This is a genomic window from Tautonia marina, assembly GCF_009177065.1.
In the GTDB taxonomy this organism is placed as follows: domain Bacteria; phylum Planctomycetota; class Planctomycetia; order Isosphaerales; family Isosphaeraceae; genus Tautonia; species Tautonia marina.
In genome coordinates this window covers 89,119-115,396 of sequence record NZ_WEZF01000007.1, presented here as the reverse complement: position 1 = coordinate 115,396, position 26,278 = coordinate 89,119, and the positions used below count along the sequence as shown (strand labels likewise).

The following is a 26,278-nucleotide window of genomic DNA, read 5'->3' as shown; positions in this document are numbered from 1 at the left end:
TCCTAAAGGGCCGCCACTGGCCCCCGCAAGGGACCCGATCGGCCGCCGTCCGCTCCCCAGGCCCAATCGATCAGCCCGAGGCGAACGGAATCGGCTCTCCGGCAATCTGACAGAGGGCGTTGAGCGCGGCCCGTTGTTCGGCTTCTTTCTTGTTCCGGCCCCAGGCGGGCGGGAACTTGTGCGGCCCAACCTGCGCGGCAATTTTGAAGCACTTCGAGTGGTCGGGGCCTTGTTCGTCGAGCAGGCGATAGGTCGGGGTCGCCCCGTACTCGCGCTGAGCGACCTGCTGAAAGGTGCTCTTGTGGTTCGAGCCGCTCTGGTTCTCGACCACCTCGACGATCTCCGGGAGCACCAGCGGTTCCAGGAATGTCCGGGCCGCCTCCATGCCCCCGTCCAGATAGAGCGCACCCAGCACGCTCTCGAACACGTCGGCCAGCACCGAAGACGGCGGCGGACCATGTCCCGACATCCCCTTGCCGAGCGTCAAGCAGCTGTCGAACCCCAGTTCTCCGGAGAACCGCGCGCACGTCTGCCTCGAGACCACCACCGACTTGATCCGGGTCAGCTCCCCTTCGAGAAACTCCGGATACCGGCGGTAAAGCAGCTCGCACACAATCAGGCCCAGGACCGAATCGCCCAGGAATTCGAGCCGTTCGTTCGACGCCAGCCGGTGATCGGCCCCCGAGGCGTGGGTCAAGGCTGAGCGGAGCAGGGCCAGGTTCGCAAAGCGATAGCCGATGGCCCGCTGGCAATGTTCCAGCAAATCGTCTTCAGGAGGCGCGGGCATGGGTGCCGTCTCGGACCAAGGAGGGATACTGGAGGCTATCGCCCCACGCGCTCGAAGTCAATGGAACCCTTCACGCCGGCCGGGCTTTACCGTTCATGCCGCTTCCCGATACGATAAGAACCTCAACACGCTCCACCGGCCGAGCTTCGCCGACCCAACGCTCGATCCGGGGGAGTGTGCCCGATCTCTCCCCCACTCAGGTCGCCAGCCGAGGTTGGAGCGTCTCCGCCGTGATCCCCGCCAAGGATTTCAAGAAACGCATGGTCGTCGAGATCGACGGCCAGCCGCATCTCATCGAGCAAATCGTCGTCCAGACCCCCTCGGCCCGGGGTGCGGCCACCCTCTACAAGGTCCGCGCCCGGAACCTCAAGACCCGCCAGCGCGTCGATAAGACCTACAAGGGGACCGACACCCTCGCTGAGTCCAGCTTCGAGCGTCGTTCCATCCAGTTCCTCTACCGAGACGACGAGCAGTTCCACTTCATGGACGCCCAGAACTTCGAGCAGTTCTCGATGCCCGCCGAGAGCCTTGAAGACCAGGCGCCGTTCATGACCGAGAACATGGAAGGGGTCGAGGCCCTCGTCGTCGACGAGCAGCCCATCGGCATCGAGATTCCCGACGTCGTCGAGCTTCCCGTCACCGACACCAGCCCCGGCGTCCGTGGCAATTCCGCCACCGGACGCACCAAGCCCGCCACCCTCTCGACCGGCCACGTCGTTCAGGTCCCCGAGCATCTCGACCAGGGGGTCATCGTCCGCGTCGATACCCGCACCGGCGAGTACCTCGGCCGCGGTGGTTGAGCCCCTCCTCGAACGATCCGCGCCCTCCCTCGAATCTCGTAACCGCGAGCCCGGCGCGCTCAACCCTCGCCCCATCGTGCGAGGGATCGAGTGGCTGACGACCCAATGAGAACTCGCGATCTCCCCAACTCTCTCCCCCGCTCGCTGGGGAGAGGGTGACCGAAGGCCCGGTGAGGGAGGCCGCAGCCAGCTCCAACCGCGACGCTCACTCGGGAACCGCGTCAGGAGAGAATCGTCTCCCTCGACTGCGGCACGCTGGCCCCCGGCGCGTTCTCTTTCGTCAGCGCCCGTTGCCGACGCTTCTCGCGTCCTCTGTTCAGAAACCACTGGCCGCACGGCACCAACACCGGCCGCACCAGAGCCGCGTCGGTCACGATCCCGACGACCAGGGCAAACCCCAGTTGTCGCAGCGAGAGCAACGGGCTGAACATCATCGCCGCGAAGCTACACGCCGTAATTCCTGCCGCCGAGGTAATCAACCCGCCTGTCTGGCCGATCGCCTTCGTGATTCCCGCCTTCAGGCCGAGCGCCCGGACTTCCTCCTGAAGCCTCGACATCAGGAACACGTTGTAATCGACCCCCACCGCCACCAGCAGCACGAACAGGAAGTACGGCACCTTCCAGTCCAGGCCCTCGGCTCCTCCTCCCCACACGAAGACCATGTGCGTGATCCCGAGGGCAAAGGCGTACGTGAGGATCATCGTCGCCACCAGATTCACGCACGCCAGCGGTGCTCTCAGCATCGCCACCAGGACGAGAAACACACCGAGCGGGACCATGATCCACGTCTGATACTGATCCCGACGGGTCAAGGCGCGGATGTCGGCCCCTTCGGCGTTCGGCCCGGCCACCATCGCCTTCGGGTGAATCGGGTCCCGCTCATCGTACTCGCTCAAATAATCCTGAAGCCGTTGCCGAATCGTTTCCACCTCATCGAGTGCCTGAGGGGAGAACGGTCGGCTCGCCTGCTCCAGATCGATCCGAGCCCGCCTCCCATCCTCCGAGAGATAGGCCGCAAACCCGCGCAGCAGTTCCGGGTTTTCCTCGATCGTCCGCTCGTCAATCAACAACCGATCGAGTGCTCGGTGGCCGACCGGGTCCTCCAGAATGTTGCTGATCTCCCGACGAGCCAGGCTGGCCCCTTCGGCGATCTGGCCGGCTCCTTCGGCCGCTCGGGCCAGCTCCCGGAGCAACTGGGCGACCGGGCCGTCTCCCTCGACCGGGCCGATCGAGCTGACACTCTGTGCCGCCGCCGCTCCCCCAAACTGCCCGAGCATCGCCGAGGTCGCCCGCCGCAATCCCGCCGTCACCGGATCGCTCTGTGAGGGGCGGCCCGATTCCGCATCGGGTTTGGCCGCCGCTTCGGGTTCCTGATCCGGAGCAGGGGGGGGCGAGCCCGGAATCTCCCCAAGCACATCGGCCCCGGTCAGTTCGCCGAGGAGCATCGCCCCCCGAATGCGCCCGCCGCCCTCATCGAGCCCCGCTTTCAGCTCCTTCGCCCCCTCAACCAGCCGTTCAAATCCCTCGTTGACCGCCGACAGCCGCGAAGACAGCCGAGCCGGTTCCAGAGGGGCCGTGCTCCCGAGCGGCTGCGTGGCCGATCGAACCTCGACGAGCGTTCGCTGGTGCGAGAGCAATCGGCTAATGTCATCCAGTGCCGCCAGGCCGACCGAGCTGCGGAAGTCCGGGTCCTCCGGCCTCGCTTCCAGCAAGACGGCCATCGGTGCCGTCGCCCCTGCGCCGAATTTGGACGAGATCAGGGCGAGCCCTTCGACCGAGCCGGCCGTTGGGGGCATCTCCGAGATCGTATCCTGGATGAACGCATTCTGCGCCGTCAGCTGAAGTCCAAGGACCGCCATCGGCATCATGGCCGCCAGGGTCAGGCCCCAGGCCAGCCAAGGACGCTTCAGCACCGCCCGACCCAGCCGATCCCAGTAGCCCGACGGCGGTCTCGTCAATCCGGTGAACGATCGGGGCCTCCATCGCGCCAGGAACAGGAGCAAGGCCGGGGCGAGGGTCAGGGCCGCCACCACGGTGATCGCCAGGCCGAACGCCACGCTTGGCCCGGTGCTCGAAAACAGCTTGAACCGCGTCAGCCCCATCAACGAGAGCCCGATGATGGTCGTGAACGCGCTCGTCACCACGGCCAGGGCCACGCGCCCGAGGGTCGTCCGGATCGCCGCGCTTGGGTTCGAGGCGTTCCAGTTCTCCCCGAACCGCCACGAGAGCAACAGGCAAAAATCCGTCCCCGTCCCGAACAGCAGGACCACCAGAAACAGCTCGACCAGTGACGAGACTTCCCAGCCCAGCTCAGCCCCCCAGGCCAGTAGCCCTCGAGCAATCAAGAGGCTCACGCCGATCGTGATCAACGGCACCATCGCCAGGAAGATCGACCGGTAGACGATCAGCAAGACCACCAGCAGCAAGAAGAACGCCGCAACCGCCGCCCGGTCGAGCGTGGTTTGCACGTTCTGCATGTAGTCCCGGCCGATCACCGCCGCGCCGCTCCAGACGACCGAAGCCCCCTCCGGCCGCTCCGAGTCGAGCGCCTTGACCTCCCGTTCCAGCCAGGCCACCGCCTCCTGACTCGTCGGGCTGACGAACGCTTCGTCGATGGCGACGAACATGAGCATCAGCGTGCCGTCGCGACTGATGAGCCGAGCCGACACCTCCGGCTGATCGGGCGATGGAGCCAGGACCGTCGAGAGCACCTCCGGTCGGTCGCTCCGTTGAAACCGATCGGCCAGCAGCGCGGCGAAGTCGCGATCGTCGTCCGTCAGGCCCTCGGGGTTGTAGACCCCGACCACCGCCGACGAGTCGAACCACTGCTCCGGCCAGGTCTTGCCCAGAATCTCGGCCGCTATCGCGCTCTCCGACCCTTCAGGCAGCAGCGACGCTTGCCCTTCGGCCGCGATCCGAGTCAGGTCTGGCGCAAGCCCAACGACCACCACCAGAACCACGATCCAGCACGCGACGACCACCGCCGGCCGTCGACTGACAAACCACCTCAGGGCATCAAAAGGCATGCGAGACGGGCTCCCCCCGTCCGGGTCCGGAATCCGACCCGGCGACCAACCTTCGCGGGACAGCCCGCATGGTTCGATTCGATCGCCCTATTTTCCAAGCTTTCACCCATCCGACCAGGGGGTAGCGACGAACCCCAGCGGCGAATCCGATGCAGGCCGCCGCGTTCCTCCCAGGGTTCAACGACTGGACTACCGTTGACACGAGCCTCCCCCTGGCAAAATGACGAGCCCCGAATGTACCCGAGGCTCGATGAATCCTTCCGGACATCCGCCTCGGCTCCCCTCGCACGGGCAGATCCCTCCGGCAAGGAACCTTACTGGCCCGGTTCCGGAAGAGGTTCGAGGTCCAGGGAATCGTCGGGTGATGGATTGATTCGCGCCGATGGCACTTGAGGCGTCATCTCCTTCGCCGTGGTCAGCCCCTCCTTGATCGCCTCCCAGCGTGCCAGCTCATCATCGATGCGTCGGAGGCGGGCCTCCAACGTTTTGCGCTCGTCTGTCAAGGCCTCGATCACCCCCTCGGCCGTCGCTCGCCCCTCGTCGATGAAGGTCTCGGAATCGATGACGGTCGCGCTCGCCTCCACTCCGGCGGCCACGATTCGGGGCGGCCTGGTTCCCGGCAACGGGGGAAGGACCTCGTCCGGATCAGAGAAGCCGACGAGAGGTTCGAGGCCCACCACCTCGGGCGGCATCGCGGGAGGTGACAATGCCTCGACCTCGTCCGAGATGCGAGGGGGGGACGGCTCCTCCGCCGGGACGGGGGCCGCTACCCTTGGAGGGCCTTGCTGCTTCGCCACCACGGCGGCCCCCCCCACGATCCCCAGCCCGACGGCAGCTCCCAGCATCACGCGGATCATCATGACTGCTCACTCCTGAGTCGAACGCCTTCCGGGCTCAGAGGCACCCTCGAACGCTTGCGAAGGTGGTGCGAGAGGAGTCTCGTCAACCCGGTGCTCGCGCGTCAAGCACCGATCTGGCCGGAGGGCCCTCGCAGTCATTCAATCCGGTGGGGCGAGTCTGGCGACCGACCCCGACCCGACGGGGCAGGGGGCTCCGTCTCGTTGCTCGAATGCGGGACCGATCGCGCAATGTTCGCCACCAGCCCCAGACCCAGCAAGATCGCCACCGACCACCCGCCGACCGCCGCATACCAGGCCACCGTGTACCGCCGGTCACTCGCGTCCGATTCGTCCGACAGCTCCCCGTCGATCGCGGTCCCATCTCCCGAAGCGGCCAGGGCGAGCCGTTCGTTCGCCGCTCGGAGCTGATTGGCTTCCTCACGCAATGCATCCATCTGGGCGAGGGATTGGTCCCGGATCGCCACCTGACGACGCATCTCTGCCAGTTGCCGTTCCTTGGCGATCAGATCACGCCCGACCTGTTCCACCAGGGCCGCCTCGGCGACGGCCCGATCGCGCTCCTCGCGCAACTGGGTATAGACGCGGGTGAACCGCTCGTTCGAATCCCCCACGCGGACCTCGGCCAGCAAGGCGTCGATCGCCTGTTCCTTCGCTCGGAGCCGCTCGGCGGTGTCCGACGCTTCGCGCGCCTCGTTCGCGCGGGCCAGCTCGGCCCGCAGGCTGCCGAGCGATCGCGACTGCTCCCGGATCTGGCTCGTCAACGCCCCGATCCAGAGCGCCAGCGCCAGGCCGAGCACGCCGAAGATGATCCCCAGCAAGGTGAACACCGCGGCCGACTGGCCCCGGTCGGCCGTCGTTGCCGAGGCGGTGTGCGGTCGATTGAGCATGGCGATCAGCTCCGCTTCCAGGCGAGGCGAGAGTGCGCCCAGTCCTCCCGAGGACTCGGCCACCAGCACCCCCTCCAGGTCGTCGACCGTCCGGGCCAGGGCCCGCCGCTGGTCCCGAGGGGAGACGACCACATACCCCTCGACCTGCCTCAACCCTCCGTCCCGCCACTGGAAAATGCCCCGCGTCTGGCGGATCGGATCGACCACGTAGGCTACCTGCAACGGCTGGCCAAAGAAGTGCTGCTGAATGAACACATCGTGCCCCGACAAAAAAATGCCGAAGTCCGGATGCGTATGGTACCAGCCGACGATATCCAGGTTCGGATACGTTCGGTCGCGCTCGCGGGTAATTTCCTCCCACGAGTCGTGCGTGTACGTGAAACTTGCTTGCGTGTTCTCGTAATGCTTCGCTTCAATCGCCTGCGAGATCCAGACAAACGGCCTGCCCGTCTCTTCGTCTACGCACTCCTTGCCCAGCAGGATGCCCCCGAGTTCCACCCTCGTGTCACTCAGCGCATGACGCTCGATCGCATCGACCGTCGCCCGATCGACAAAGATCGCCAGATCCTCCGGCCCCGGGTTCCCATACGCAAGGCACGCGAACCGCCGATCCCGGTCGGGCCGGCGCAGCCGAAGCGGCTCCCGGTAGCTCACCTCATCAAACTGGATCTCGTCGCGATCGCTGCTCACTGGCGGCTCTTGGTTCCCGAGGTCAAATCAACGAGTGTCTTGAGGCAATTGAATTCCCGAGGCGTTCATCACCCCCGCCCGGTCGGCCTCCAGCAAGATGAAGACCGCGCCGTCCAGCCCTTCGACACGGACGACATCGTACGGTGGCACGCCGAGATCGGCCAGGGAGCGCTCGGCCAGGGGAGTCCCTTCCTCAACCATCGAGATGAGTTCCGGCCGTCCTGTCTCCCCCGACTCGGGGTCGATCGCTTCGGCAACGCTCACCTTCGACCTCGGCTTCATCACTTCCTGACGTCTCCCCAGTTGCGGCCACTCAATCGCCGCCACCAGGTCCCGGTCGAGGCTCAGCACCAACGGTCCGCTCAGATGCTCCCGTGCCACGTGAAACACCGCCTCGGCCGTCGCCGAGTGGCCCAGGTCCACCCGCATCGGCTCGGGATAGGTCTCGTGGCTTAGGCAGTCCTCCTTGCGCGGCAGCTCGGTCGTGTAGAAGGTGTTCGCCACCCCGTTGAACACATGAAGACAACCAGCCTGCACCGGCATCCCGTGGATCAGCTTCAACGCCTCCTGCACTTCCATTGCCGCCATTATCGAAGCAATCGTCGGCGCGGTCGGCACCTTTCCCGCCAGAATGTCTTCCCGGCGGAGCAGGGGACAGCTATACCGCAGGTTCAACAGTTGATAATCCCGGCTCGTCATCCCGCATTCGTAACAGGCCGAATCCGGCGGCACGAACACGCGGACGACCCCTTGGATTTCCTGGATCCCTGCATCAACCCACGGCGTACCCACCTTCCAGCACTGCCGGTTGACCCAGAGCCTCGCCTCGCGGTTGTCGAGGCAGCCGATCACCACGTCCATCTCGGCAAACAGGCCAAGACCGATGTCGGTGATCACATCTCCATGAATCGCCCGAATACTCACATCCGGGTTCAGTTCTTTCGCCCGACGCGCCGCTACCTCCGCCTTCGGCTGTCCACCGTCCTCGGCCCGAAACAGAACCGACCGCGACAGGTTCGACGCCTCGACCTCGTCCAGGTCGATCACGACCACCGTCCCGACCCCCAGCAACGCCAGGTTCTTCAGGACCTCATTCCCGAGCGCCCCCGCCCCCACGACCAACACCTTCGCCGCCGCCAGGCGATCCTGGCGCCACCACGAGATCAGGCGCAGGCGGCTATAACGATCGTCGTCGTCAATGTGCAGGATGTCATCGTCCACGATCCGAAGGCTCCCATCCCATCCAGTCACGAGGGATCGTGGTGTCACTCAATGAACAGAATATCCGGTGGCGGTTCCCGGCGCACCGGGGCCGGTTCGCGGCGAGGGGGCAAGGCCACCTCCTCATCGAGCAAGACAATCGACTCCCCCTCGGTCACCTGGGGCGAGGTTACCGCCTCGGGCTCGATTCTGCCTTGCGCCGCTCTCGCGTCACGCAACGGGCGAGCGTCCATCGGAAAGGCAAACGTCGATTGATTCGCTGCCCACAGCGCCGCGTCGCGGTTATAGGGGCTGCGGAGATCATAGTTGTGGAACCGGGCCATGTCCCAGAGCATCTCGCACAGTTCGTCGAGCTGCAGGCTCGGCACCCAGTGCGTGTTGTAGCCGCCCAGGCAAACCAGGCCGATCTCCGAGATGTTCGGGTGATAGATCGGCGTCAGCCAGCGCAGCTCGGGCATGCTCCTCGGATACGAGGCCCCGAGCTTGATCTCCACCTGATGCGTGTCCTGCGCGATGATCTTCCCGCGCTCTCTCGCCAGGCTTCGACCTCGGAACTCGATCAGATAGCGCTGCGCGGGATCGCCCGACGCCCGGAACCGGAGAATCGTGCTTTCCTCTTGCAACCGCTCCATCGCCGACCGATCCGAGCGCAATCGGCGAGACTGGGGCGAATCATACGATTTCCGAAGCATGGCGCAGGGCCTCACGCTCATCGCATTGCGTCACAATCATGGCACCGCCGGCACTCACGCGCCGGAGCCCGCGACCACCTCCGGATAGACGATCAGGTGATCGCCGTTCTGCACACTCGCCTCGACCAGGGTTTGCGCCTCGGTCAACCGGCGCCGCCCTTCCTTGTGGTCGAGCGAGTAGCTCAACGGCTGACCATCCGGGCCGGTCGTCGGAAGGTTCATTTTCGTGATGATGTTTGGCAGGATCCGGCTCACCGGAACGCTGTAGGCGATCACCGCCTTGACCGACTTCGATCCGGTCTGGTCCAGGAACGTGACCTGGATCCCGCTGGCATCTGCATTACCGCCGTAAGACATGGCAAGGTCCCTCCTCTAGCATTCGATTCGGACCTCGGCCGCGATTATTGAGGCACCGGCGCACCGTTTTGATTCTCGGCGGCACGAACAAAGCACCCTGACGGATCGAGGATCACCCCATCCTATCGCCCGGATCCCCCCTTCGAAAAGGGGCCGTTTCCCACAACACACACCCTCACGCCGACACGCATTGCTTTCCCTGGCAACCGTAGATCGAGCAGGCCCCGACGAAGGTCCAGCAATCGCGGTGGTGCGGCGTCTTGCACGAGGCGCAGATCACCTTCGCCTCGTCCGGCCCGATCGGCTCGTTGCAGACCTTGCAGATCGGCGGCCCCGCCTCGACCGGGCTCGACGCGCCGACATCGACGATCGCAATCCCTTCGGCCATCCGCTCCTGGATGTTCGATCGCAGAAGATCGTGCAACACCAGACTTTCCCGCACCGCCAGATCCAGCCCCGAGACGCTCTGCCCCAGGTTCCGATCTACCTGCACCAGCAGCCGCTCCGGGGTGACCGACACCAAAATCCCCCCCGGTGGCCCCAGCTTCCGAAGGTTCTCGATCGCCGACCGGGCCGAGTTCTGGTGTAGCAGTTCTCGGGCGATCTCCGGATCGTTCGCCCGCACGACGTAATGGCGATCGAAGACCGGATCCCCGAGCCTCACCAGCCTCGTTCCTCGTGGAACCTGCTTCGGAGACGGACGCGTCACCGGGAACAGCTCAAACCGGAACGGAATCCCCTCGCCGAACCGCGTGACCACGCGCGTTCTCGGCATCGACGGCTGCCCCGCCACCACCGGCGCCAGGCCCACCCGAACGCTCGATCCGTGGTAGCCGAAGCTCACCGTCGGCGGGTCGACCAGCCCTCGATGCTCGTAACGCCCCCGGTACTGCCGAGCCAGGGCACGATACGCCCGGTATCTCGCCCCCGAGAAGCCCGCCCAGATCGCCCCGAAAACCCGGACGACCGCATACAGGGCCAGGACGATGATCCCGACGACCAGGACGTCCATCAACGCTCACCCCACCCTCGACGTGTTCGGTTCCCTTTGTTTCACTCTACGGTCATTGTCCTCGACGGAGCAACGGCCCCGGGGACACGAACGGTTTCTTGCCACGTGGGCGAGGGAGGAAACACGCGCAGAGACGCAGAGCCGCAAAGAAGCGCGAGCCTGCCTTTGCACAGCGACTCCCCTCTCTCTCCTCTCCGTTTCCTCTCCCCTTTGCAACGTTGCGTTTCTGCGCGCGATCCCTCTTCCCTCTCCCCGAATCCCTCAGTGCCCCCTCAACGCCGGGAAGCGTCGCACGCTGTCCGATTCTTCGCTACGATGGCTCGTTCACCCCCCGAACCGTTGCGACGGCTCCTCCCTGAGGTCATTCGCCCCGTGCCCCTGGAATCTTCGAGTCGATCCGACCGCGCCTTCGGCCGTCGTTGCATTTTGGCTGCCGCCGTCCTTTGGAGCCTCTCCGGCGTCTTCACCAAGAGCCTGACCGGGCTCGAAAGCGGCACGATCGCCGTCTACCGCGGCCTGTTTGCCGGACTGGCCCTCTTGCCCCTGGTTCGGCCTGCGAAGATGCGGTTTCAAGCGCCGATGATCCCGCTGGTCATCACCTTTGGCGTCATGACCGGCCTGTTTATCGCCGCCATGAAGGCCACGACCGCCGCCAACACCATCTTTCTTCAGTACAGTTCCGCCCTCTGGGCCGTTCCGCTGAGCCTCGTCTTCCTCCGCGAGTGGCCCGACCGCCGATCCCTCTGGTGCATCGCCGTGGCCGCCTTCGGCATCGTCCTGATCGTCGTCCGGGGCGGGGGAGGGGGGCCGAACGACTCGCTTGGCATCGGCATGGCGCTTGGCAGCGGGGTGGCCTACGCCGGAGTCGCCGTCGGTTTGCGGTCTCTCCGCGGGCTCGACCCCATGTGGCTCAGCTCCGTCAACAACCTCGGCGGCGCATTGGTCCTCGGCCTGTTCCTCCTCACCGTCTCCGGCTCCATCCCCCTGCCGACCTGGCCGCAGGCCGGGGCCCTGTTGCTGTTCGGGATCGTTCAGATGGCCATCCCTTACGTCCTCTTCGCCCGAGGCCTCCGCGACGTCCCTGCCCCCGAGGCTGGCCTGCTCGCCCTGGTCGAGCCCTTGCTCAACCCCCTCTGGGTCCTTCTGTTCATCGGCGAATGGCCCAAGGACGCGACCCTCATCGGCGGCGCATTCCTGCTGGCCGGTGTCGCCCTGCGATACATCCCGATGAAACGCCCCCGCCCGCTCCCAACGGTCGCAACTCCCGCCCCCCCCGGCCCCCCGGCCGATTCTGCTCGGTGATGCGCTGTCTCGCCCTGGTTCATCCGACCCCTTCCCTGTCCGCCGCACGTTTTCCTCCCTCTCCCCTGCTCTTGGGGGAGAGGGCCCGGGTGAGGGGGGCTCCGACGAGGCTCCAAGCTCGTCGCCAAACTCCCGGACCCCTCACCCCAACCCTCTCCCCGTAAGCGAGGAGAGGGGGCCGGAACCGATTGGTCAGAACGGCTGTCCTTTCTCCACCTCACACACCCTGCCCCCCGGTACGATCGCATCATGATGAATCTCGGCGACGGTCCCTCCCAGGTTTTCACCACGGCGTCGATCGTCGGCAGCATTGCGTTCGCCCTCTCCGGGTTCATGATGGGGGCTCGCAAGCGGCTCGACCTGATGGGGGTCTTCATCCTCGCCTTCCTGACCGCCAACGGCGGCGGCGTGATCCGCGACCTGCTCGTTGATCGTCCGCCGGCCATCATGGCGGGCCTGAGGCCCTTCTACCTGACAGCGGGCACGGTGACGCTCGCTCTTGTGTTGAAGCTCCAGCAACGGGCCTCGCTCGAACGGGCCTGGATCTTCGTCCTCAGCGATGCGGTCGGGCTCGTTGCGTTCGGAATTACCGGGGCGATCGTCGGCATCGAGCATGACCTGCATCTCTTCGGCGTCGTCATCCTCTCGTTCCTCACCGCCACCGGCGGCGGCATCGTCCGAGACATCCTCGTCAACGAGGTCCCCCTGGTCCTCCACGGCGACTTCTACGGCAGCGTGGCCATCCTCCTCGGCGTCGCCATCGACTCCCTCCATCGGGCCGACCTGATGAGCCCCGTCTCCCTCCTCGCCGTCTTCGCCTTCGGCCTGATCCTCCGCCTCATCGCCTACCGCCGCCGCTGGTCGTTGCCAAGGCTCAACCCGCTCAACCAGGATTCCCCCGCGGTCCCCCCATCCCATTGACCCGTTCCCGACGGAACCGCGTCGCCTCTCGTTGTCCTTCCACCCTCAAACCATGCGTCGTTCCTTACCCTGGGTGGCCCCAGTTGCTCGCCAACCGGGGCGGCGCAGCCGCAAGCGGCCACAGGTGCTCCGCCGAGGCTTCGGGTCGCCCTGCGGACTCGATTGACAAGCAATTGGGGCCACCCGGAACGCATGATGTAAGGCTGGAAGGTCGCCACCCAGGCAGGGCCACCCGAAAAAAAAAGGGGGGAGGCCAGGGAAATCCCTGGCCTCCCCCCTTCGTGATCGTCGAACGCTTCGTCCCGGCCCACCGAAGAACGGGGAGGCCGGGCGCGAAACCGATCAATACATGTCGTCGTCCATGCCGCCGCCCGGGGCCCCTTCGCCGTCCTTCGGCAGGTCGGCGATCAGGGCGTCGGAGGTCAGCAGCAGGGTGGCCACGCTGGCGGCGTTCTGCAAGGCCGAGCGGGTCACCTTGGTCGGGTCGATGATGCCGGCCTTGACCAGGTCGGTGTACTCATCGTTCAGGGCGTCGTAGCCTTCGTTCCCCTTCAGGTCGAGGACCTTCGAGCAAACCACGCCGCCGTCCTGGCCCGCGTTGTCGGCGATCTGAGCGATCGGCGCGGCACAGGCCCGGATGATGATCTCATAGCCGGTCTTCTCGTCGTGCGAGAGGTCGCCGGCCTTGACCGAGCGCGAGGCCCGCAGCAGGGCCACGCCGCCGCCGGGGAGGATGCCCTCTTCCAGGGCCGCCCGGGTGGCGTGCAAGGCGTCCTCGACCCGCATCTTCTTTTCCTTCATCTCCGACTCGGTCGCGGCGCCGACGTTGATCTTCGCCACGCCACCTGAGAGCTTCGCCAGACGCTCTTCGAGCTTCTCGCGGTCGTAGTCGCTCTTGGTGTCCTTGATCTCGCGGCGGATCGCCTCGATGCGCCCCTGGATCGCGTCGGAGGTGCCGGCCCCTTCGATGATCGTCGTGTTGTCCTTGTCGATGATCACCTTCTTGGCCTGCCCGAGGTCTTCCAGGCCGATCTTTTCCAGATCGATCCCGAGCGCCTCGAAGATCGGCTTGCCGCCGGTCAGGGTGGCGATGTCTTCGAGCATCGCCTTGCGACGATCGCCGTAGCCGGGGGCCTTCACGGCGGCGCAACGGAAGGTGCCGCGCAGCTTGTTGATGACCAGGGTGGCCAGCGCCTCCCCTTCGATGTCCTCGGCAATGATCAGGAGCGGCTTGCCCGTCTGGGCCACCTTCTCCAGGACCGGGACCAGGTCCTTGACCGAGCTGATCTTCTTCTCGTGGATCAGGACGTAGGCGTCTTCGAGGACCGCCTCCATCGACTGCGGGTTGGTCACGAAGTACGGCGAGAGGTAGCCGCGGTCAAACTGCATCCCCTCGACCCACTCGACCTCGGTCTTGAGGCTCTTGCCTTCTTCAACCGTGATCACGCCGTCCTTGCCGACCTTCTCGGTCGCCTCGGCGATCATCCGGCCGACCTCGCGGTCGAAGTTCGAGGCGACGGTGGCGACCTGCTCGGTTTCCTTCGTGGTGGAAACCTTGGTGCTCATCGACTGCAGGGCAGCGACCACGTCCTCAACCGCCTTGTCCATCCCGCGCTTCATGAGCATCGGGTTGACGCCGGCGACGACGCCGCGGAGCCCTTCGTTGTAGATGGCTTCGGCCAGAATGGTCGCCGTGGTGGTGCCGTCACCGGCAATATCGTTGGTCTTGGAGGCGACCTCCTTGACCATCTTGGCGCCCATGTCTTCGTACTTGTCTTCCAGCTCGATCTCCTTGGCGACGGTGACGCCGTCCTTGGTGACCGTCGGCGAGCCGAACGACTTCTGAATAATCACGTTGCGGCCCTTCGGACCGAGCGTGACCTTGACGGCTCGGGCGAGCTTGGCCACACCGCGCTGCATGGCGGTACGGGCTTCCTGATCAAATGCGATCATCTTCGCGGACATGGACAATTCTCTCCTGGCGAAGATCCAGTTCGGTGGGGTGGATTCGTGAGCGACCAAGGAGCATGAAACGAGAGGCCGGCGATCCGACAATCAGGTGGCCTGGGGGCCGTTCGCCCCCATCGCTTCACCGAAGGCCGGCGTTCCCACGAGCGGGGTGGCTGGGGTCGTGCCGACCCCAGTCGAAGGGCTCCGAAGCGATTCGAAGCATCCGGCCGGGGTCGAACCGACCCCAGGCACCCCCTCCTCCCGCAGTACTCCTCTGTCGATGACGAGACAGTCTGGACAAACAGGCGATAGATTCGAAGAGACACGTCAAGAGCTGCCCGACCGTGACCTCGCGTCACGAAGGAGCCCTTGATCAAGGTCGGTCCCCACCCGTCCGACGACAGGCGAGACGACCGACCCGGGTGGCAATCAATCAGCCCTCGACGACGGCGAGGATGTCATCCTCGCGCATCAGGAGGACCTTGCGGTCGCCGTCGAGCTTGAATTCTTCGCCGGCATAGCTGGTGAAGATCACCGCGTCGCCGACCTTGACCGACAATGGCTTCTTGGTGCCGTCCTTGGAGGTCGTGCCATCTCCGACCGCGACCACCTTGCCCTTTTGGGGCTTGTCCTTGGCCGAATCCGGCAGAACGATGCCGCCGGCGGTCGTCTCCTTGGCTTCCTCCCGCTCGACCACCACGCGATTGCCCAGCGGCTGGATGTTCATCGCGACCTGCTCTCCTCGCTCGGCGATGCGCCCGAGCCTCGCACGATTTCGGAATCAGAATCGTTCACCCGATAGGGCCTCCTGCCAACTCGTCCCCCTCTGGACGCGGCCGGCCCCAATCGTCGGCCAGCGCCAGAGGCAACCCGCGTGCCTATCAGAATTGGAATTCACAACTTGTTTGAAGTTAACGTGTTAGGTTTTTCTTCTTCTGCTCTCTCTCGGTCTGCTGCCTGCCGATCCCGTTTCCTCCCTTCCCGCCGACTGCCGATTCGGCAGTCTCCCTCCCGCTCTGCCACCGAATTCGCCTTCAGATTTCCTGACTGCAACGGCCCTTCGCCACGATGATTTCAAGGGAGCTTCCTCCATGCCCTGATCTGTCGAGCTTTTCAATCCAAGCATTGATGCGTTCTTCGGAGGTTTTCCGGGCTCCTTTCCCTCGCTGGATGCCCCGAGATCCTGACCCCACGAGTTCTCGAAACGAACGGCCAAGATCGCCGTAACGCTCTTTGAAAAGACACTTTGCGTGATCCCCTCTCAGCACACCAAACAGGCGCACTCCGGCGCACCAACGCGCACCGAGGCCACCCAGACCTCGCCTGGCCTTTCCCGGCTTCACCCTCTCTCCCATCCGTGGCTCCCTTGCCCCCTCCCATTCCCGAAACGAACCGTGGCGAAACCAGGCAACCCGTTGCCAGTTCAACGAGTTAGAGCGATTCCTTGATGCGCACCGACGCGCACCAGAGGCCCACCGATCCGCGCACCGAGGGCACACCACGACCTGATCTGGCTCCTTGCCCGTCGAGTCCTTGGCGAGCAGGCCACCGGGGCCGTACACTGGCGTCGTCCGCCCGATCCGATCCCAGGACGATGCCTCCGGAGCTGGTTGAGCCCCGGGAGCCACCCGCGTTTCCCCCAAGGAGTCGGCCGACCATGAGGATCACGGAACGCCCCCTGTTCCCTGCCCTTTGCCTCGCCGGAGCCGTGCTGCTGATGACCGCCCCCGACCCCGCCTCCGCCGGCCCGCCCGACGACGCCAAGCGCACCCCTTTGGACTATCCGGAGGCCGCCCGAGGCGACGTGGTTGACGACTACCACGGCACCCCTGTCGCCGACCCTTACCGCTGGATGGAGGACATCGACTCGACCGAGACCCGCGCCTGGGTCGAGGCTCAGGTCGCCCTGTTCGACTCCTACATCGCCGACGTCCCCGCCCGCAAACGCATCGAGGACCGCCTGACCCAGCTCTGGGACTACGAGAAGTTCGGCATCCCCTTTGAAAAGGGGGGCCGCTACTTCTACTCCTATAACAGCGGCCTGCAGAACCAGAACGTCATCTACTCGACCCCCTCCCTAGCCGCCGACGCTCAGGTCCTCATCGACCCGAACACCTTCAGCGCCGACGGCACCATCGCCCTGGCCGGCCTGGCCCCCTCGAAGGACGGATCGAAGGTCGCCTATGCCGTCTCCGACGCCGGCTCCGACTGGATGACCTGGAAGGTCCGCGACGTGGCCTCGGGCGACGACCTCGACGACCTGATCCGCTGGAGCAAGTTCTCCGGCGCCGAGTGGACCCCCGACGGCTCTGGCTTCTTCTACGGCCGCTTCCCCGAGCCCGAAGACGGCAGCGACCTCCGCGCCGCCAACTTCTACCAGAAGGTCTATTACCACCAGCTCGGCACGTCTCAGGATGACGATGCCTTGATCTGGGAAGACCCCGAGAACAAGGACCTGCGGGCCGACGCCACCGTGACCGACGACGGCGCCTACCTGATCCTCACCCTCGGCCGCGGCACCGACGACAAGTACCGCATCCTCTACCGTCCCCTGGCCGACACCGACGCCGAGCCGATCCACCTCGTCGGCGACTTCGACGCCGACTACACCTTCATCGACAACGACGGTCCCCGCCTCTTCTTCCGGACCGACAAGGAGACCCCGCTCGGCAAGGTCATCGCCATCAACGTCCACCACCCCGAGCCGGAGCACTGGGAGACGATCATCCCCGAGGCCGAGGAAACCCTGCTCGGCGCCAACCGGGTCGGCCCGTTCCTGATCGCCCAGTACCTGAAGGATGCCCGCTCTCAGGTGAAGCTCTACGACCTGGCCGGCGCCTTCGTCCGCGAGGTCGAGTTCCCCGAGCTGGGCACCGCCTCCGGCTTCTCCGGCGACCGCGACAACACCGAGACCTTCTACTCCTTCTCCTCCTACACCCGGCCTTCGACCATCTACCGCTACGACCTGGCGACCGGCGAGAGCACCCTCTACAAGGAGCCTCAGGTCGGCTTCAACCCCGACGACTACACCACCGAACAGGTCTTCTACACGAGCAAGGACGGCACCCGCGTCCCCATGTTCATCAGCCACAAGAAGGGGATCGAGATCGGCCCCGAGACGCCGACCTTGCTCTACGGCTACGGCGGGTTCAACATCCCCCTGACCCCCAGCTTCAGCGTCTCTCGCCTGGTCTGGATGGAGATGGGCGGTGTCTACGCCGTGCCGAACCTCCGGGGCGGCGGTGAGTACGGCGAAGCCTGGCACAAGGCCGGCACGAAGCTCCAGAAGCAGAACGTCTTCGACGACTTCATCGCCGCGGCCGAATACCTGATCGATCAGGGCCGGACCTCGACCCCCAAGCTGGCCATCCAGGGGCGTTCCAACGGCGGTCTGCTCGTCGGGGCCTGCATGACCCAGCGGCCCGACCTGTTCGGCGCCTGCCTGCCGGGCGTCGGGGTGCTGGACATGCTCCGCTTCCACACCTTCACGATCGGCTGGGCCTGGACCGACGACTACGGCTCCTCCGAGAACGCCGACGAGTTCGAGGCCCTCTACGCCTACTCCCCCTATCACCGGGTCGAGCAGGGGGCCTGCTACCCACCGACCCTGATCGTCACCGCCGACCACGACGATCGCGTCTACCCGGCCCACAGCTTCAAGTTCGCCGCCGCCATGCAAGAGGCCCAGGGCTGCGACAACCCGATCCTCATCCGGATCGAGACCCGAGCCGGCCACGGCGCCGGTAAGCCGACGGCCAAGATCATCGAGGAGGCCGCCGACGAGATGGCCTTCGTCGTCCACGAGCTAGGCGTTTCCCTGCCCGATGCCGACTGATCGACCCCCAAACGCACGCGAGGCACGGGCCTCCCCCCTCGGGGGGCTTCCCGTGCCTCGCCGTTGAGCGAGCCATCCAGGGGGCCGCAACGACGGTCCCCTCGGAACTCCGCTCGAATTACTTCCGCTTGATCTTGTGGAGCGTATGACGCCTGAGCTTCGGGCAATACTTCTTCAAGCCCCCCTGAAGCCCTTCCGGAATTCCGCCCTTGGTGTTGACGGAGACGCGGTAGTTCAGTTCGCCGGTCTCGGAGCACTGGAGCCAGACGTGCTCACGACCGGCCGATTTCTTCGCCATGGGTCCTTCTCCCGCCGGTCTGGGCCGGTCGGTCCTTTGCACACGTTCGGAACTGCTGCGCGATCGATCAAATCGGCAAAGAGAGTGATTGTAATGAACTTCAGCCAGGGACCGCAACGGCAGTCGTCGGCCGATCGTGACAGGAAGCCGTCGGATCAGTCGGCCGGGCGGGGGCCGGGCTCCTTGCCGGTGGTCGAGGCCCGCGCGGCGACGCGGACGCTCAGGTCTCCCGTCACGCGCACCTGGCATGAGAGCCGGGTGTTCGGCGGGAAGCTCGATTCGAGGGCCAGCCGATCCCGTTCGGCCTCCTCCATCGCCGGGGCATCTCCTTCCAGCACCTCGACGCGACAGGTCGTGCACTTGGCCTGGCCGCCGCAACGGTGGAGGATGTCGATGCCGGCGTCCTCGATCGCCAGCACCAGCTTCTTGCCCGCTTCCACCTCGAACGCTCCGACACCTTCAACGGTCACGGTCGGCATGGGGACCTCCTGCCTGAGACTGCGGTTTCGGGACCGAGAACGCTCTCGGGGGGCCCGATCGGCCCTCAGCCTAACCCGCCGACCCGGCCTTGGGCAAGCGCCCCTCCGAGCCGGGCTGATGCTCCTGCTCTGGCTCCTCCCGATGGTCCTCCCGGCCCGAGCCGGAGAACCCTCCCCGGCGATTGAGATCCGGGCGATCCGGCCCGATGCCCAGGTCTTCGCCCTCCTTTCCCTGTTCGAGGGGACCGCCTGGCCCCACCCGGCCGCCGCCCTGGCCGACTGGAAGCAATCGGCCCCACCGGGCGAGGAGCGATCGCTCGGCAAGACGCTCGAAGCCCTCCTCACCGCCCTAAACCCCCTGATGGCACAGGAGCTGGCGACCTTCGACGGCACCCGGTTCTTGCTCGACCTCGACTCCGGAGGCCAGCCCCACTGGGCCGCCGTCGTCCCGAAGGATGACGGCACGATCACCGCCCTGGCCACCGCTCTGGTCCTGACCGACGGCCGCCGCGAGGCATCTGAAGGCCCCTTCGCGGTCGATCGGATCGGCCCGAACGGGGCTCCTTTGGTCGCCTCAACCGAGCCGGGAGCGCCGGTCATTCTCGCCTCCGACCGCCCGGCGTTGCGATTGGCCATGGAACGGCTCAATGGGAACCAAGGGGACGATCCGGGAATCGACTCGGGCTGGATCGTTCGGGTCGATCCCAAGGCCCTGGCCGCTTCGGAATGGGTGCCGGGCCGTCAGATCGCCGCGGCCGTCCTCGGCCTCGGTTACGAGTCGATCGAGGCCCGCGCGGCTCTCGTCGGTGATTGCCTGGAGGTCGTTGTCGAAGGCCCCACCCATCCGCTCGCAACCCGACCGGGCTGGGGAGCCATCGATCCGAGCTGGCTGGACGTCGTCCCAAATGAGCAGGCCGCGATGGCCGTTTCGCTGGCAATCGGCCCCGGCGCAGATGCCTGGGCCGGGTTGCTGCAGGTGGTCGATCGGGTCGAGCAGGCCGACCCGACCCGGGGCGAAGCGGTGGCCTTCCGGCAGCGGCTGGGCCTGCTCGCCCTGATCCGAGGCATCCGGCTTGAGCTGGATTTTTGGCCGAACCTCACCGGGGTGACCGCCTGGGTGTCACTGAACGAGGCCGGATTCCCTGATGGCGGCCTGCTTGCCCTCCATGCCACCAGCGACCAGGCTGCCGAGCAAGTTCGTGACCGTGTCGTGACCCGCATTGTCGAGGGACTGGCCAGTGTCCGATGGATGGAGGACCGACCGCTCAAGACCGCTCGTGTCGGGAATTCCGTGCTGATCGGGTGGGGGGCCGAGGCGTTCACCGCCAGCCTCGTCGCGCTGGCCGATCCGGAGCAATCGGCCGGTTCGACCCTTCGAAGCCAGTGGACCGATGCGGCCGAGGGCCCGTCTCGGGTCCTCGCCACCTGGCCGGGCCGACTCCCCTGGATCGACCCGGCGATCCGGGAGGCGCTGATCGAAACGCCTCCCGTGGTCGTCCTGGGTTGGACCGAGGGGGAGGCACTCCGCGACCGTCTTCGGTGGGAGGGGCTCCGTGACCCGATCCGCCGATTCCTTGATCAATTGCCGGCTGAACCCACCGCCACGCCCCTGGTCGTGACGGAGGACCCCTCATGACGACCGCAGCTTCAGCATCTTCTGCCCCGTCTCGCCTGATCGACCTGGCCGTCGAGTGGCCGCTCCAGTACGCCGAGGAGTCGACCGCGATCGACGCGGCGGACTATCCCGGCGTCCGAGCGCGGCTCGGGCAGGTTGATGGCTACCTCTCGACCACCCTGGCCGCGATCGTCTGGATCGGCCCCGCGCCCGGCGATCGGCCCGACCCCTGGGGCGAGGTCTCCCGCCTGTTCGCCGGGGTCGAGGCCGAGTTCTCCGGCCGGATTCTCGCGGACCCTGCCGACCTCAACCGCTTCACGAGCGAACCGGACGACACGATGACCTGGGCGGTGGTCGGGCTTCGAGGGCTCGCCACCCTGTTGCACACCGACGACGCCCGCGACCGTCTGGCTGCCCTGATCGATCGTGGTGTCCGAGCGATGCGCCTGGCCGGGCTCGTCGATTGTCCGATTGATCCCGCACGCGATCGCGGCCTGACCGACCCCGAACGCTCGGCGATTGCCACCATCGCCTCCGCTTCCTCCGGCCGACCGCTTCTGCTCGACCTCGCCGGGCTTCCCCTGACCGCAGCCGGCGAGGTCCTCGGCCTGGTGGAGGCTGGGGAGCAGGGTAATGTTGTCCCGATCGTCAGCCTCGGCGGAGTGATGGGCGGACTGCGACCCGAAGATGCTCAGCGGGTCCGGGCACTCGGCGGGGTCATTGGCCTCTCTCCTGCCCGGGCGTTATTCCCAACCGCCGAGTCGTTCGGCAATGCCCTGGACGAAGCCGCCGGGCTGCTTGGTGCCGACCTTGACGCGGTGGCGATCGGGACGGGCTTTCTTGGCATCGACGAGCCAATCGAAGGGCTCGCCAATGCCCCTGACCTGCTTCACTGGCTCTTCTCCCGCTTCCCCCCGCAGCCGGCTAAATCAGTGACGAGGGAAAACGCGCTGGCGCGAATTTTCCGGATGCTCATTTCTCCGCGCGAAAGCGTATAACGCACGAAAATTACCAAAAATCCTGAATGTCTTGAATCATGCCCATGCCAACTCCTGAAGCTCCGATCCGCATTGCCATGTGGTCTGGCCCCCGCAACATCTCGACGGCGATGATGCGATCGTGGGGCAACCGGGCCGACACCGTGGTCTGCGACGAGCCGCTGTATGCCCATTACCTTCGCGACACGAAGCTCGACCATCCGGGAGCGCTTGAGGTGATCACTCATCACAACCCGGACTGGCGGGCGGTGGTAGCCGAGTTGATCGGCCCAGTGCCGGGAGGCAAAGCGATCTCGTACCAGAAGCACATGGCGCACCACCTGCTGCCCTCGATCGACCGAGGCTGGCTCGACCACTTAACGCATGCGTTCCTGATTCGAGATCCCCGCGAGATGCTCACCTCGCTGGCGAAGGTCTTGCACGAGCCTCGTCTGGAAGACACGGGGTTACCGCAACAGGTCGAGATCTTCGAACGTGTTCAGACAACGACCGGGCGAACGCCGCCGGTCATTGATGCAAAGGACGTCCTCGAGAACCCTCGTGGCGTTCTTTCGGCCCTCTGCGAGGCGCTCGACGTCCCCTTCGACGAGGCCATGCTGAGCTGGCCTGCTGGCCCCCGAGAGACCGACGGCATCTGGGCCAAATACTGGTACGAGAACGTCGAACGCTCAACCGGATTTCACCCGTATCGGCCCAAGCCCGACACGGTGCCCGAGTCGCTTTCCGAAGTGCTCGACGGTGCGGAGGCGTGCTACGTAAAACTGCACCATCATGTCATCACTGTTTAAGCGGTTCTTGCTCCTGTCGTTGCGCCGCCTCTTCACTCCCTCCAGCCACACTCCGCCATGCTTCAAACCTTTGATTCTCGAAATAGCGACCTGCTTATCAATATCAACGGCCGCCTGCTCCACCGGAACGAGGCGGGAATTAGCCCGTTCGATTCGGCGGTGCAGGGGGGAGACGCCGTCTGGGAGGGGTTGCGGGTCTACGACGGCCGCATTTTCAAGCTGACCGAGCACCTGGAACGCCTTCGCAGCTCGGCCCTGGCCCTGGCGTTTGCGGAGATCCCGAACTTCGAGACCATCACGACCGAGATTCGCCGCACGCTTGAGGCGAATCAGATGCGTGATGGTGTTCATGTTCGGCTCACATTGACCCGAGGAGTCAAGTACACCTCGGGCATGGACCCGAGGCTGAACACCGCGGGGCCGACCCTGATTGTTCTGGCCGAGCACAAGGCGCCGGTCTACGATTTCAGCGGGATCACCCTGGTCACCAGCACGATCCGACGCCCCGGCCCCGACGTACTCGACCCGAAGATCCACCACTGCAACCTCATCAATTCGATTCTTGCCAAGATTCAGGCCAACGCCGCCGGGGCCGACGACGCCTTGATGCTCGACCCTCGCGGCTTCGTGGCCGAAACGAACGCAACCCACGTCTTTCTCGTTTCCGAGGGAGTGGTGCGGACCGGGACCACCAACGCCTGTCCCGAAGGGATTACCCGATCAACCGTCATCGACCTGTGCCGCTCGCACGAGATTCCGTTCGAGATCGGCGACCTCTCGCTGACTGACATCTACCGCGCGGACGAGGTCTTCTGCACGGGCACGATGGGAGAGCTTGCCCCGGTCGTTCAGGTCGATGGCCGGACCATCGGCAACGGTCAGCCTGGCCCGATGACTCGTCGCCTGAGCGAGTTGTATCGTGATCTGACGAGCCGGGAAGGGGAACGTGTCGTCGCGTGATTGGTTCCGGGGCCGCTCGCGAGGAGGAGTCCCGAGGCTTGCTCCGATGGGATCGACCCCCTATGCTCGCGTTCCATTCCGACGGCGAGCGTTGCCTCGACCCCGAATCATGCTGACCCCGTGCCCCTGGCGGAGGCCCTTCTCCCATGCGTCCCGGCATCCTTCCTGTATGTGCAACGATTGCCCTGGCGATCGGCTCGTTCGCAACCGCCTCGCAACCGACCGTGCGGTTCGTCCAACCCGACCCCGAGCAGGGCACCTCTGCGGCGGTGGTGGTGCCCGCCGAGACCGCATTGGTGTATTCGACGCAGGTGGTCGGACCGGAATCGCCTGACCAGGAAACCACACCCGATCAGGTGGTGGGTGAAGTCCTCGATCGGCTCGACGCGATGCTCCAGGCAGGCGGCTCGGGCCTCGATCGGGCCGTTCGGCTCCATGTCGTTCTGGCGAACGCCGACTTGCTCCCTCTGCTCAAGACGCATCTGGCCGAGCGGCTTGCCGACCACGACCCGCCGGCCTTGACCGTGGTGGAAGGGACTTTACCCCGATCCGGGGCCTGGATCGCCGTCGATGCCGTGGCGACGACCGACGCCCAGCCTTCAGCAGGACAGGTCGCCTGGCCCGAGGTGCCGCAAGGGCAGGCGACCGGGCAGATCGCCGGGGCGCCACTGGCCGTCTTGCCGAGTGGGCCCCGGGTCTTCATCGCCGGCCAGGCTGAGCCGGCCGACGACCTCGCCACCGCCACCCGCAAGACGCTCGACAGCCTGGCCGAGACGCTCGATCACCTCGGGCTCGGCACTGATCAGGTTGTGCAACTGAAGGCGTTCTACCTGCCCCCGGAATCGGCCGAGGTCGTGGAACGGGAGGTCGCGGCCTTCTTCCAGGGGAAGGAGACGCCCCCGTTGGTCCTGGTCGAGTGGGAAAGCACCTTACCGATCGAGATTGAGCTGGTCGCCACCGCTCCCAAACCGGGCAGCGACCAGGTGATCGACTACCTGGCAACCCCTGCGCTGCCCGCCTCGCCAGTCTATAGCCGGGTGGCTCGGGTGAACCGGGGGGACCTGGTGTTTCTCTCCGGCCTCTTCGGTCCCGAGGGAGAATCGGGGGCCGCTCAGGTCGAAGGGATCTTCGACCAGATGATTGCCGTGCTCGGCGCATCGGGCAGCGATCTGAACCACCTGGCCAAGGCCACCTATTACGTCTCCGCCAACGATTCGAGCCAGGCGCTGAACGACCTTCGGCCGAACTATTACGACCCGAAGCGGCCTCCGGCGGCTTCGAAGGCCCAGGTTCCGGGAGTCGGGCTGGCCCGTCGATCCATCACGGTCGATATGATCGCCGTGGTTCCCGAGTAACCGGCCGGCCCGCCGGACCCGACCGGGTCTTCCCGGATCTCCGGCGGGCATCGCGGCCACGAACAATCGGGTAGACTGAAGTTGGTGGGTCCGAGGATCAATCGCCCTCGCTTTGCTTCGGCGCGGAGAATTCGATGCGATACGTCTACCTGATCCTGCTGATCGTGCTGGTGGCCGCCTTCATTGCCTTCGCGGTGGTGAACCGAGAGGCGGTGCAGGTGAACTTCCCGATGACCCAGGTTCAGTTTTCGGCCCCCTTGTTCCTGGTGATGCTGGCCGTGTACGTTCTGGGCATGTTTACGGGCGGGTCGTTCTTCGGCTTCCTGCGCCAGTCGATTTCGAAGGCATCGGAAGTACGTCACCACGGCCACGGACATTGACGATGTCGAGGACGGGGCCGCTCGTCGGTGATTCTCGCCTCATCGAGGAGGGGCGGGGGGATTCATCTGAATCCGGACGTACTTGTGGCACTCGACACAATTCATGATCAGTTGCACATTGGCCAGCGTGGCGCCGTCCAGGTCGTTGGCCTCGGCTCGCTCGGCAAGGGTTTGCGTGATCCGGCGGAATTCGTTGCTGAAGCGTTGGTAGTCGTCGGTCGGCAGGTTGTAGAAGGCCGCCACCTCGCTGATTTCTTGAAGCGATCGGGCCGACCGGGCCACGGAGCCGAAGCGGCCCTCGGCCAGACCGCCGAGGATGCGCTGGCTGTGGTCGAGCTTGCGGCGCATCAAGACCGCTCGATCGTCGAGTGGCTTCTCCGCTTGCGACGGCTCGTCGGCCACCTTGGGTTGAGATGACGCCAGCGAAGCGGCCGCCAGCAACGCCGAGAGTCCAAGGACGATCATCAGCCCGAATCGCCATTGAGCCGCAACAGGGGCAGTCGCCATGACGGAGAAGTCTCCCACACCTTCACCGAATGGGTCCGACGGCGATTCGAGCCGACACGAGCCGAGCGGACACGGGGCCGATCAGCGATCCGTCGATCGAACGTACTTGTGACACTCGACACAATTCATGGTTAACTGCACATAAGCGAGCGTGGCGGCGTCGAGGTTCTTGTCCTTGGCGTTCTCGGCCAGGGAGTCGGCGATCCGCTGGAACTCTCGGGTGTAGACCAGATACAAGGGGCCGGGCACGGTGACCGGTTCCCACTCGGCCGCGGCGCTGAGGAGCTTCAACTCCTGGGCGTTCTTGGCGACCTGATCCATCTTTTCGAGCGTCAGGCCTTCGAGCACGTTCTTGGCGTAATCCAGCTTCAACGCCATCAGTTCGGCTCGCTTGTCCTGCGCATCCGGGTCTGCGTCAACGGTCGCGATCGCCGCCGGTTCAGGGGAAATCGGACCGAAGACTCGGCCTTCCACGGCGGAACCTGCCAGCACCACGACGGCCAGGGCGAGGCTCGCCCCGAGGGCTCGAATCATCCACATCTTCATCGGAGTCTCCCC

Annotated in this window: 24 protein-coding genes; 10 read left to right on the top strand and 14 right to left on the bottom strand. The window is 65.5% G+C overall.

Annotation, left to right across the window (positions count from 1 at the left end; all coding sequences use genetic code 11):
* Nucleotides 1-70: 70 nt before the first annotated feature.
* Nucleotides 71-787, bottom strand: coding sequence for a ribonuclease III (gene rnc, locus GA615_RS10545; RefSeq protein ID WP_152051258.1), 717 nt, complete (start codon nucleotides 785-787; stop codon nucleotides 71-73).
* Nucleotides 788-1,017: 230 nt separating this feature from the next.
* Between rnc and efp the strand changes: the two genes are divergently transcribed.
* On the top strand, nucleotides 1,018-1,587 hold the full coding sequence (gene efp, locus GA615_RS10540) for an elongation factor P (protein WP_152051257.1): 570 nt from the start codon (nucleotides 1,018-1,020) through the stop codon (nucleotides 1,585-1,587).
* Between the two features lie 221 nt (nucleotides 1,588-1,808).
* On the opposite strand, the gene GA615_RS10535 is transcribed toward efp, so the two are convergent.
* The 7 genes from GA615_RS10535 to GA615_RS10505 form a co-directional block, all read right to left on the bottom strand.
* Nucleotides 1,809-4,613: an MMPL family transporter gene (locus tag GA615_RS10535; RefSeq protein ID WP_152051256.1), complete on the bottom strand. Its 2,805-nt coding sequence runs from the start codon at nucleotides 4,611-4,613 to the stop codon at nucleotides 1,809-1,811.
* Nucleotides 4,614-4,927: 314 nt separating this feature from the next.
* Nucleotides 4,928-5,473: a hypothetical protein gene (locus tag GA615_RS10530; RefSeq protein WP_152051255.1), complete on the bottom strand. Its 546-nt coding sequence runs from the start codon at nucleotides 5,471-5,473 to the stop codon at nucleotides 4,928-4,930.
* Nucleotides 5,474-5,607: 134 nt separating this feature from the next.
* A complete protein-coding gene (locus GA615_RS10525) occupies nucleotides 5,608-7,050 on the bottom strand; it encodes a Mov34/MPN/PAD-1 family protein (RefSeq protein ID WP_152051254.1) in 1,443 nt (480 codons plus the stop codon).
* Between the two features lie 27 nt (nucleotides 7,051-7,077).
* On the bottom strand, nucleotides 7,078-8,271 hold the full coding sequence (locus GA615_RS10520; RefSeq protein ID WP_235905308.1) for a HesA/MoeB/ThiF family protein: 1,194 nt from the start codon (nucleotides 8,269-8,271) through the stop codon (nucleotides 7,078-7,080).
* A 44-nt stretch (nucleotides 8,272-8,315) separates the two neighbouring features.
* Nucleotides 8,316-8,963: a ubiquitin-conjugating enzyme E2 gene (locus GA615_RS10515; RefSeq protein WP_235905305.1), complete on the bottom strand. Its 648-nt coding sequence runs from the start codon at nucleotides 8,961-8,963 to the stop codon at nucleotides 8,316-8,318.
* A 54-nt stretch (nucleotides 8,964-9,017) separates the two neighbouring features.
* Entirely contained in the window at nucleotides 9,018-9,320 is a 303-nt protein-coding gene (locus GA615_RS10510; protein WP_152051251.1) for an EsaB/YukD family protein, read from the bottom strand.
* Nucleotides 9,321-9,495: 175 nt separating this feature from the next.
* Nucleotides 9,496-10,332, bottom strand: a complete 837-nt coding sequence (locus tag GA615_RS10505) for an RING finger protein (RefSeq protein ID WP_152051250.1) — start codon at nucleotides 10,330-10,332, stop codon at nucleotides 9,496-9,498.
* Nucleotides 10,333-10,647: 315 nt separating this feature from the next.
* Here GA615_RS10505 and GA615_RS10500 point away from each other — a divergent pair, with 315 nt between their 5' ends.
* Together GA615_RS10500 and GA615_RS10495 are read left to right on the top strand one after the other, a co-directional pair.
* Nucleotides 10,648-11,634, top strand: coding sequence for a DMT family transporter (locus tag GA615_RS10500; protein ID WP_152051249.1), 987 nt, complete (start codon nucleotides 10,648-10,650; stop codon nucleotides 11,632-11,634).
* Between the two features lie 249 nt (nucleotides 11,635-11,883).
* On the top strand, nucleotides 11,884-12,555 hold the full coding sequence (locus GA615_RS10495; RefSeq protein ID WP_201750161.1) for a trimeric intracellular cation channel family protein: 672 nt from the start codon (nucleotides 11,884-11,886) through the stop codon (nucleotides 12,553-12,555).
* Between the two features lie 342 nt (nucleotides 12,556-12,897).
* Here GA615_RS10495 and groL read toward each other — a convergent pair whose 3' ends face one another.
* Nucleotides 12,898-14,520: a chaperonin GroEL gene (groL, locus tag GA615_RS10490; protein ID WP_152051248.1), complete on the bottom strand. Its 1,623-nt coding sequence runs from the start codon at nucleotides 14,518-14,520 to the stop codon at nucleotides 12,898-12,900.
* Nucleotides 14,521-14,938: 418 nt separating this feature from the next.
* The gene (gene groES, locus GA615_RS10485) at nucleotides 14,939-15,232 is read right to left on the bottom strand and encodes a co-chaperone GroES (protein WP_152051247.1); all 294 of its coding nucleotides are present in this window, start codon (nucleotides 15,230-15,232) and stop codon (nucleotides 14,939-14,941) included.
* A 930-nt stretch (nucleotides 15,233-16,162) separates the two neighbouring features.
* On the opposite strand from groES, the gene GA615_RS10480 reads away from it, so the two are divergent.
* Complete coding sequence (locus tag GA615_RS10480) at nucleotides 16,163-18,340, top strand: prolyl oligopeptidase family serine peptidase (RefSeq protein WP_201750160.1); 2,178 nt, start codon at nucleotides 16,163-16,165, stop codon at nucleotides 18,338-18,340.
* Between the two features lie 118 nt (nucleotides 18,341-18,458).
* On the opposite strand, the gene rpmG is transcribed toward GA615_RS10480, so the two are convergent.
* Complete coding sequence (gene rpmG / locus GA615_RS10475; RefSeq protein ID WP_152051246.1) at nucleotides 18,459-18,638, bottom strand: 50S ribosomal protein L33; 180 nt, start codon at nucleotides 18,636-18,638, stop codon at nucleotides 18,459-18,461.
* A 155-nt stretch (nucleotides 18,639-18,793) separates the two neighbouring features.
* Nucleotides 18,794-19,117, bottom strand: coding sequence for a 2Fe-2S iron-sulfur cluster-binding protein (locus GA615_RS10470; protein ID WP_152051245.1), 324 nt, complete (start codon nucleotides 19,115-19,117; stop codon nucleotides 18,794-18,796).
* Between the two features lie 118 nt (nucleotides 19,118-19,235).
* On the opposite strand from GA615_RS10470, the gene GA615_RS10465 reads away from it, so the two are divergent.
* The 6 genes from GA615_RS10465 to GA615_RS10440 all read left to right on the top strand — a co-directional run bounded on the left by GA615_RS10465 (nucleotide 19,236) and on the right by GA615_RS10440 (nucleotide 25,213).
* A complete protein-coding gene (locus tag GA615_RS10465) occupies nucleotides 19,236-20,753 on the top strand; it encodes a hypothetical protein (protein ID WP_152051244.1) in 1,518 nt (505 codons plus the stop codon).
* Nucleotides 20,750-21,730: a hypothetical protein gene (locus GA615_RS10460; RefSeq protein ID WP_152051243.1), complete on the top strand. Its 981-nt coding sequence runs from the start codon at nucleotides 20,750-20,752 to the stop codon at nucleotides 21,728-21,730. The genes GA615_RS10465 and GA615_RS10460 overlap by 4 nt, the downstream gene beginning before the upstream one ends.
* Nucleotides 21,731-21,768: 38 nt before the next feature.
* Nucleotides 21,769-22,518 (top strand): sulfotransferase-like domain-containing protein, encoded by a 750-nt coding sequence (locus GA615_RS10455; RefSeq protein ID WP_152051242.1) that lies wholly within the window; start codon nucleotides 21,769-21,771, stop codon nucleotides 22,516-22,518.
* 57 nt (nucleotides 22,519-22,575) lie between these two features.
* The gene (locus GA615_RS10450; RefSeq protein WP_152051241.1) at nucleotides 22,576-23,478 is read left to right on the top strand and encodes an aminotransferase class IV; all 903 of its coding nucleotides are present in this window, start codon (nucleotides 22,576-22,578) and stop codon (nucleotides 23,476-23,478) included.
* Nucleotides 23,479-23,624: 146 nt separating this feature from the next.
* Complete coding sequence (locus GA615_RS10445) at nucleotides 23,625-24,833, top strand: Rid family hydrolase (protein ID WP_152051240.1); 1,209 nt, start codon at nucleotides 23,625-23,627, stop codon at nucleotides 24,831-24,833.
* Nucleotides 24,834-24,967: 134 nt separating this feature from the next.
* Entirely contained in the window at nucleotides 24,968-25,213 is a 246-nt protein-coding gene (locus GA615_RS10440; protein ID WP_152051239.1) for a lipopolysaccharide assembly protein LapA domain-containing protein, read from the top strand.
* A 39-nt stretch (nucleotides 25,214-25,252) separates the two neighbouring features.
* Here the strand turns inward: GA615_RS10440 and GA615_RS10435 are convergent, their stop codons facing one another.
* Both GA615_RS10435 and GA615_RS10430 read right to left on the bottom strand, forming a co-directional pair.
* A complete protein-coding gene (locus tag GA615_RS10435) occupies nucleotides 25,253-25,720 on the bottom strand; it encodes a hypothetical protein (protein ID WP_152051238.1) in 468 nt (155 codons plus the stop codon).
* Nucleotides 25,721-25,801: 81 nt separating this feature from the next.
* The gene (locus GA615_RS10430) at nucleotides 25,802-26,266 is read right to left on the bottom strand and encodes a hypothetical protein (protein WP_152051237.1); all 465 of its coding nucleotides are present in this window, start codon (nucleotides 26,264-26,266) and stop codon (nucleotides 25,802-25,804) included.
* Nucleotides 26,267-26,278 lie beyond the last annotated feature (12 nt).

Coding starts and splice junctions, on each gene's coding strand:
- GA615_RS10440 (WP_152051239.1), top strand. CDS start 24,968: ATGCGATACGTCTACCTGATCCTGCTGATCGTGCTGGTGGCCGCCTTC.
- GA615_RS10535 (WP_152051256.1), bottom strand. CDS start 4,613: ATGCCTTTTGATGCCCTGAGGTGGTTTGTCAGTCGACGGCCGGCGGTG.
- rnc (WP_152051258.1), bottom strand. CDS start 787: ATGCCCGCGCCTCCTGAAGACGATTTGCTGGAACATTGCCAGCGGGCC.
- GA615_RS10430 (WP_152051237.1), bottom strand. CDS start 26,266: ATGAAGATGTGGATGATTCGAGCCCTCGGGGCGAGCCTCGCCCTGGCC.
- GA615_RS10500 (WP_152051249.1), top strand. CDS start 10,648: ATGGCTCGTTCACCCCCCGAACCGTTGCGACGGCTCCTCCCTGAGGTC.
- GA615_RS10510 (WP_152051251.1), bottom strand. CDS start 9,320: ATGTCTTACGGCGGTAATGCAGATGCCAGCGGGATCCAGGTCACGTTC.
- GA615_RS10480 (WP_201750160.1), top strand. CDS start 16,163: ATGAGGATCACGGAACGCCCCCTGTTCCCTGCCCTTTGCCTCGCCGGA.
- GA615_RS10530 (WP_152051255.1), bottom strand. CDS start 5,473: ATGATGATCCGCGTGATGCTGGGAGCTGCCGTCGGGCTGGGGATCGTG.
- GA615_RS10460 (WP_152051243.1), top strand. CDS start 20,750: ATGACGACCGCAGCTTCAGCATCTTCTGCCCCGTCTCGCCTGATCGAC.
- groES (WP_152051247.1), bottom strand. CDS start 15,232: ATGAACATCCAGCCGCTGGGCAATCGCGTGGTGGTCGAGCGGGAGGAA.
- GA615_RS10470 (WP_152051245.1), bottom strand. CDS start 19,117: ATGCCGACCGTGACCGTTGAAGGTGTCGGAGCGTTCGAGGTGGAAGCG.
- GA615_RS10495 (WP_201750161.1), top strand. CDS start 11,884: ATGATGAATCTCGGCGACGGTCCCTCCCAGGTTTTCACCACGGCGTCG.
- rpmG (WP_152051246.1), bottom strand. CDS start 18,638: ATGGCGAAGAAATCGGCCGGTCGTGAGCACGTCTGGCTCCAGTGCTCC.
- groL (WP_152051248.1), bottom strand. CDS start 14,520: ATGTCCGCGAAGATGATCGCATTTGATCAGGAAGCCCGTACCGCCATG.
- GA615_RS10455 (WP_152051242.1), top strand. CDS start 21,769: ATGCCCATGCCAACTCCTGAAGCTCCGATCCGCATTGCCATGTGGTCT.
- GA615_RS10465 (WP_152051244.1), top strand. CDS start 19,236: ATGCTCCTGCTCTGGCTCCTCCCGATGGTCCTCCCGGCCCGAGCCGGA.
- GA615_RS10445 (WP_152051240.1), top strand. CDS start 23,625: ATGCGTCCCGGCATCCTTCCTGTATGTGCAACGATTGCCCTGGCGATC.
- GA615_RS10435 (WP_152051238.1), bottom strand. CDS start 25,720: ATGGCGACTGCCCCTGTTGCGGCTCAATGGCGATTCGGGCTGATGATC.
- GA615_RS10515 (WP_235905305.1), bottom strand. CDS start 8,963: ATGCTTCGGAAATCGTATGATTCGCCCCAGTCTCGCCGATTGCGCTCG.
- GA615_RS10505 (WP_152051250.1), bottom strand. CDS start 10,332: ATGGACGTCCTGGTCGTCGGGATCATCGTCCTGGCCCTGTATGCGGTC.
- GA615_RS10450 (WP_152051241.1), top strand. CDS start 22,576: ATGCTTCAAACCTTTGATTCTCGAAATAGCGACCTGCTTATCAATATC.